This window comes from Shewanella sp. (assembly GCF_047975355.1).
Lineage (GTDB): Bacteria > Pseudomonadota > Gammaproteobacteria > Enterobacterales > Shewanellaceae > Shewanella.
Map to the genome: position 1 here is coordinate 21,882 of NZ_JBKEDJ010000076.1, position 6,000 is coordinate 27,881.

Consider the following 6,000-nt stretch of genomic DNA (forward strand, 5'->3'; position numbering starts at 1 on the left):
AATTAAAAGACTCAGCACTTTGACGTAACATTTTGTACTCAAAAATAAAACCAAATAGAAAAATAATGGCAAAAAACAACACAAAAGCAGAGCATTCATCTAAAAAACAGCAAATATCAATACAAAAAATTACCCACAAAGATAAAATCAGACAATTAAACTGTGTTAAATTTTGAAACATTGATTTAATTGTTATTTTTTGTATCAAAAACAATTAAGTAACTGAATCTATATGGCTGACAACCGGAGGGAAGAAACAGAAATGCAACAAATTACAGGAGGTATGGATTGAACAATAATACTGGGATTTGGGACTAAGCGGTAAAAAAAGCCGGCAAAATCCATTTGCCGGCATCCTAAATTCAGGATAAATATCAATTGACTAGGAAGTCAAACCCATGATTAGTGAGTTTTTCTTCTCCTGATCAACGCCCCTAGAGCCAGTAGCATAGATAAGCCACCTAATGCACCACCGCTGCTGCTTTCTTGCGCAGGCGCTTCAGGTGTGGTTGGTGTTACAGGTGCCGTCGGTTCAACGCCATCGGATTCAACGGTCAGCATAAAGCTGGTACTCGCTGCATCTGCTGGGTTTTCCACATCACTTACAGTCACAGTGACTTCTACGTCGCCGTGGAAGTTAGCTTCTGGTGTAATAGTGATGCTTGAACCTGAAGTATTGCCATTCACCACAGCGCTGATGTGCTCACCTGTTACGGTGATTTTATTTACACTGTTTTGCTCATCGGCATAAACCACTTTCACGCCTTCTAAGCTGGTGTTTTCCGCAATTGTTTGGTCGGCGATCGCACCTATGCTGATGTTAGATGGTACTGCCACACTGTGGCTCATGCTGATATCGGCCATACCTTCAACTTGACTAACGGCATCAACTGTCAACACTTGGCCCGCGGCATTGTTTTTCACCGTCGTCCATGCTGTCACTTCAAACTGTGACGACTCAGGGCCAACGTAGTCATAACAAACCACTAAACCATTGCTGAGCTTGTCCTTTAGATTATCAAAAGCATATTGCTCACCTAGGTATTTCTGCAGTGGACCATAGGAATAGAGACCACCTTGGAAACCTTGTAGACCAATAGAACCACGACCATCTTGAGAACCAAAGTTGATATTGTCGTAGGCCATCATCATTTCGTATTCACCGTCGCCGAAGCGGGTGTTCACGTTGAAGATCAGCTCAAAATCGAATCTATCGTCTTTCTCTTCCCACTGATAAACACGGTTTGCATCGTATCCTAATGGCTTATAAGAACGTGCATTATCGTATTCCAAAATACCCCAACCAGTTTGTGTACTCGCGATAGAGATACCCGCACGTTCAGCAGAAGTATTAATCAATGGCGCACTGAGAATATCTTGAGTCGCTCCCGCCCCCAGACCGAAACCACGCCACAACATACCGATAGCTGCGTATGGGAAGCTGTTGTATGGGAAAATATCATGGAACGGGTAGAAGAACGGTTGTCCTTGGAACAGGGACACGATACCGTGGCCACGAATGTCCAAGGCGTTCTGCTTCCAGATATTGATTTTGTCTTGGTTGTTATACAGGTGGAAACTGTCGTAAGCTCCGCCAAATACAGTGCTAATTGGTAAGGTAATACCATTGCGATACAGGATGTTATTATCCTTACCACTTATTGCCTTGCCGTTAGAGCCATATTCAACTGGCGCAAAACCACTAAAGATTGGGTAGATAGCAAACTCTTCTAAGTTCACATAACCGCCCGGCTTCTTATTACCAAAGTTTGGCGTACGGCACATAGCGTCATCAATGTTGGTAGTGACGTTGTAACGTGGCTCAAGATCGCTGGTATCGGGTTGAACACCACTGATAGTGAGCTTACCATCTTCCAGTTTCACATCCTTGACGATAGCGCTAGAAGAGGTGAGCACATCTTCTGCTCGTAGGCTCAATCCTGACGGAATGGTCGCGACAATGTTAAATGCACGGTCAACGCCAGTATCGTTTGGTTGTACCTCGAAGGTGAATGGAATTTGATCGCCCGCTACCGCCGCAGTTTGGGTTGCGTCTAAATGAACATCATCTATGCCGCGCTCTAGTTTAAAGGCGACTTTACCAATATTGCCGGCGTTAACCTCTGAGGTACCAAAATCCAGTAACGAGTAGTACACGTCACCTTCTTTCATCTCTGGCATATCCCAGTTAACTTTGATATCAACAGGATCGCGACCATTACTCGCAGGCACTTCAACGCTCATATTGCTCGCGACTTCATCGGTGACGATAGTCGACGCATATTGGAAGGTTTCTTCCATTGCATTGTAATAGTTGTTTGCTGCGGTGCCCTTTCTTGGGTTGTAGAACAACGCCCAATACTGACCTTCTTCTGGTTGGTTAATATTACAGAAGTTGTTGTATTGGATGTGGTTAGACACACAGAGCAATTCTTCAAAAGGATCGGCCTTGCCATTACCGTTGTAATCCTTGCCGACGTAAACGATAAGGTTACCTTTGTCTAAACCTTCGATAAGATCAGACTGAGTCGTACCAAAGGATTCAACGATTAAACGGCGTGCATTGGCAGGTACGTCAATCAGCTCCACATGGGTCGCTTCGTCGATACGCTGATCCATCGGGATCGTTAAATCGGTATTGCTCGCCCAAGGGAAATTACCATCGTTATCCTTTGGCAGTACAACGGTTTTCACATCAGCTTTCACTGGGTTAAAGATACGGCCATAGATGTTATCACCCTCAGGTAAATCAATACCTTTGATGACGGCGTTGGCATCATTACGGTGAGCCACTGCGCTTAAGCGTGCTGGCATGCCGTTTTTGTCGTATTTAAAGACTACGGGCCAGTGCGCTTCTGATGCTTTGCCGTTTGCTTCGGTGAAGATCAGGTTTGAATGCAGTTCAACTTCAGCGTTACTGAACCAGTCTTGGGTATCCATGATCGATGCTTCGACCACAATATCCACAGTCTCACCCGCCGCTAAGGTAAACTCGCTTGGCGATACCTTAATTGACACACCGTTTTGCACTAACTGTGAACGTGAATCGACGCTCCAGTTAATCACATCACTGTTGGTCACGCTCCAAGTACCATCTTTGGTCGCCTTAATCGTACGGATCCATTGACACTTAGGCTTACATTCGAAGTTCACTAATTGTGGAATGTTGAGCTTATGGACTGCGCCCCCATTGTGTGGATCCGCAGCTTTAAAGCGCTCAACGGTTTCATCCATCACAAAGCCAGCATTGACTGCATTGGCCACGTTGATACGACCAGTACCCGCTCGATAGGTTGACGCTAAAGCCACATCACCATTCTTGTCATCCAAGCGGTAGTAACGCACTTTATTTTCAGCCGTCATCGCCAATGCCGATTGGATCTCAGTAGCGCTCCAACTTGGTTGCGCTTGACGTAACAAGGCCATAGAACCCGCCACATGTGGCGATGCCATTGAAGTACCATTTAAAAAAGCAAAATCACCCGATGCTGGTGAATCGCTAAATGGATGTTCATCTGCAAAAGCCGCATAAATACTGACACCAGGTGCTGCAACCGCAGGAATCAATGCCTCTGGCGTTGATGGGCTTGGGCCACGAGATGAGAATGCCGCTAACCAGTCGGCGCGCTCTGGGTCGATAGTACGTTCGATTGCAGTATCGGAAATCGTCAGCATGTGATTGCTACCCTTAGCCAACCAATCGCTCAGACCATAACCCGCCATGCCGTTATCGTAACGACCATCCCACTCTTCCTTAGTAATATGAATACTTGGGACTGAATAAGAAGCCGTAGGCACCAGCGCATCGCCATTAGCATAGTTATACATTATCATGCCGTCAGCGCCGCCCGCTTTGATGTTGTCAGCCTTAGCAGAGCGCGCAATACCGTTGGTATCGCTTAAGCTGTTACGCTTACAAACCACAATTACGTCGGTTGGGTTACCGTTGCCATCTTTTAGTTCGAAGGTGCCTGCAGGGAAGGGTTTAGCACAGTATTCATCACCAAAAGTTTTAGCATTTACCACCATACCCGTGACTGATGTGCTATTAATCGCACCACCCTCTATTTCGCTCCATTTTGGAACTTCATTGCCACCCATTGGGTCTGTCAGCTTAGTCGTGATTTCAACTTCGCGAGCATGGGTACTGGCTGCCACGTTCATTAACCAAGGTGATGCATGGTCAATTCGGCCAAAATATTCTTTATAACCCACAGGTTGACCAGAGTTGCCCGCAGCTGCCGCGACAGAAATTCCCGCTTCGCGAGCCGATAAGAAAGCTAATTCAACATCATCCACCCAAGGGTTTGAATCTTGACCACCAATAGAGAAGTTGATGACATCGACTCCATCGTTGATCGCATCTTCAATACCTGCAATCAAGGCCTCACCCGGACAGCCAGCATTCAGCGCATTATCGGGATGACACACTTGGTAAGCCACTATGTTCGCGTGGGGAGCCACGCCGCTCATGCGTGGGAATAGCTTCTCTTTGATAACCGAGCCATCAGAAACCGCTTTGCCACCATCAGGGCTAATATAATCCACATCCAACAGCACGTTACCCGCTGCAGTTGAAGCAACATGTGAACCATGACCTTGATAGTCTTCCCCCACGGCTGGGCGAGTTGCGCCGTATGAACCGTTAGTAAAGTAATCGGTTATGACAGGATATGAGCGAACGCCAATTAACTTGTCGTTACACATTGTCTCAAAACCGCTCTTGGTACAGTCACCTATGTAGTTACCAGCACCCCATGGGTTGCTGTGCTTGTAGCCATCGTCACCGGTGGCTGCAAATGAGCGGTGATCTGAGTTAATCCCGGTATCAATAATACCGACGATAATGCCTTCACCCTTATAGGCCACCGCATCTGGCGTCGCTTCGCCCGACCAAATCTTATCGGCTTGGATAAGCTCAGGGCCCGCATCCGATAATAATTCATAGGTTTTAGAACGACGTACCGAGGACACATTTGCCAATTGAGACACGCGTTGCGCCTCTTCCTGTGTCATCGCCATTGAGAAACCGTTGACCGCATTGGTAAATTGTTGACGTACTTGGCGCGCTCCGACTGTCGATTGAATGTCGGCAATCACTTGCCTTTGGCTATCGAGTAAGCGGCTACGATAGTTCTTTACCGCACTATTGGTAGGTTGACCCGCGATAAAGAGTTTTTGGCTTGACGATTTCGCAACAGTTTTACTGGCATTGGCGCTAGCAAACAGTTCCGTACTGGCTTGTGCCAGCGGCTTTTGGTTTAAGCGAACGATGTAGATCTGCTCTCCCGTCAAACCTTCCTCATATTCGAATTTGTTAGCTTGAGGGGTAATTTGAAGGTTGAGCCCAATCCCTTGTGCCGAATCATCGATCTCGGCTTGGGGAGCATTTAACTTTGCAATTTGTTCTGGTGTTAACTGCAAACCTTTAAGTTGATGTACATCGCCTATGCTAGCAGCAGCCTGCATAGCACCAGCACCATAAAGGGCGGCAGCAATAGTACAAGTTAGAATTTTAAGCTTCACTTTGCTATCTCCATTATTGTTATCGCAAGCCGTTTATCACGGACAAGCTGCCTAGCGGCATACCATCTAAGCACTCTAGCTAGAGAAAATAGCAACACTTCCATGTAGCATTTTGTACAAATAATTAACAACAATAAAACAAATTTGCTACACAGCTTTTTACAGACAAAGATGTAGCATTTTGTAGCGCAATGAATAATTATGCTTAATTCTTGTGAACAAAATGATAGGCTGAGGCTCGTCTTAATGCGGTTTAGCAATGTATTTGAACAACATTGGGGATCATCTAAGAAGTGACAGTTAACGTTAGAAAACGATTCTTACTGCTCGCACTACTACTGAGTTGTTGCGCCACGCTGCAAGCTAAAGAAATTGAAACAGTTTCCGCCGGAGACTGGCAGATTTCCCTTGCCGCAGGTTATGGCGCACTCGAAAACCCAAGGGCTAAGGTGGAAAACATCAGCACTTGGATAC

The 6,000-nt window shown here is 46.1% G+C and carries 1 protein-coding gene and 1 pseudogene; one reads left to right on the forward strand and one right to left on the reverse strand.

All coding sequences use genetic code 11. From position 1 onward, the window contains the following. Nucleotides 1-402: 402 nt before the first annotated feature. Nucleotides 403-5,526, reverse strand: coding sequence for a S8 family serine peptidase (locus ACK5NH_RS17775; protein WP_416922203.1), 5,124 nt, complete (start codon nt 5,524-5,526; stop codon nt 403-405). A gap of 293 nt (nt 5,527-5,819) precedes the next feature. On the opposite strand from ACK5NH_RS17775, the pseudogene ACK5NH_RS17780 reads away from it, so the two are divergent. Next, nucleotides 5,820-6,000 (forward strand): annotated as a pseudogene (locus ACK5NH_RS17780) (MipA/OmpV family protein); the annotation flags it as partial.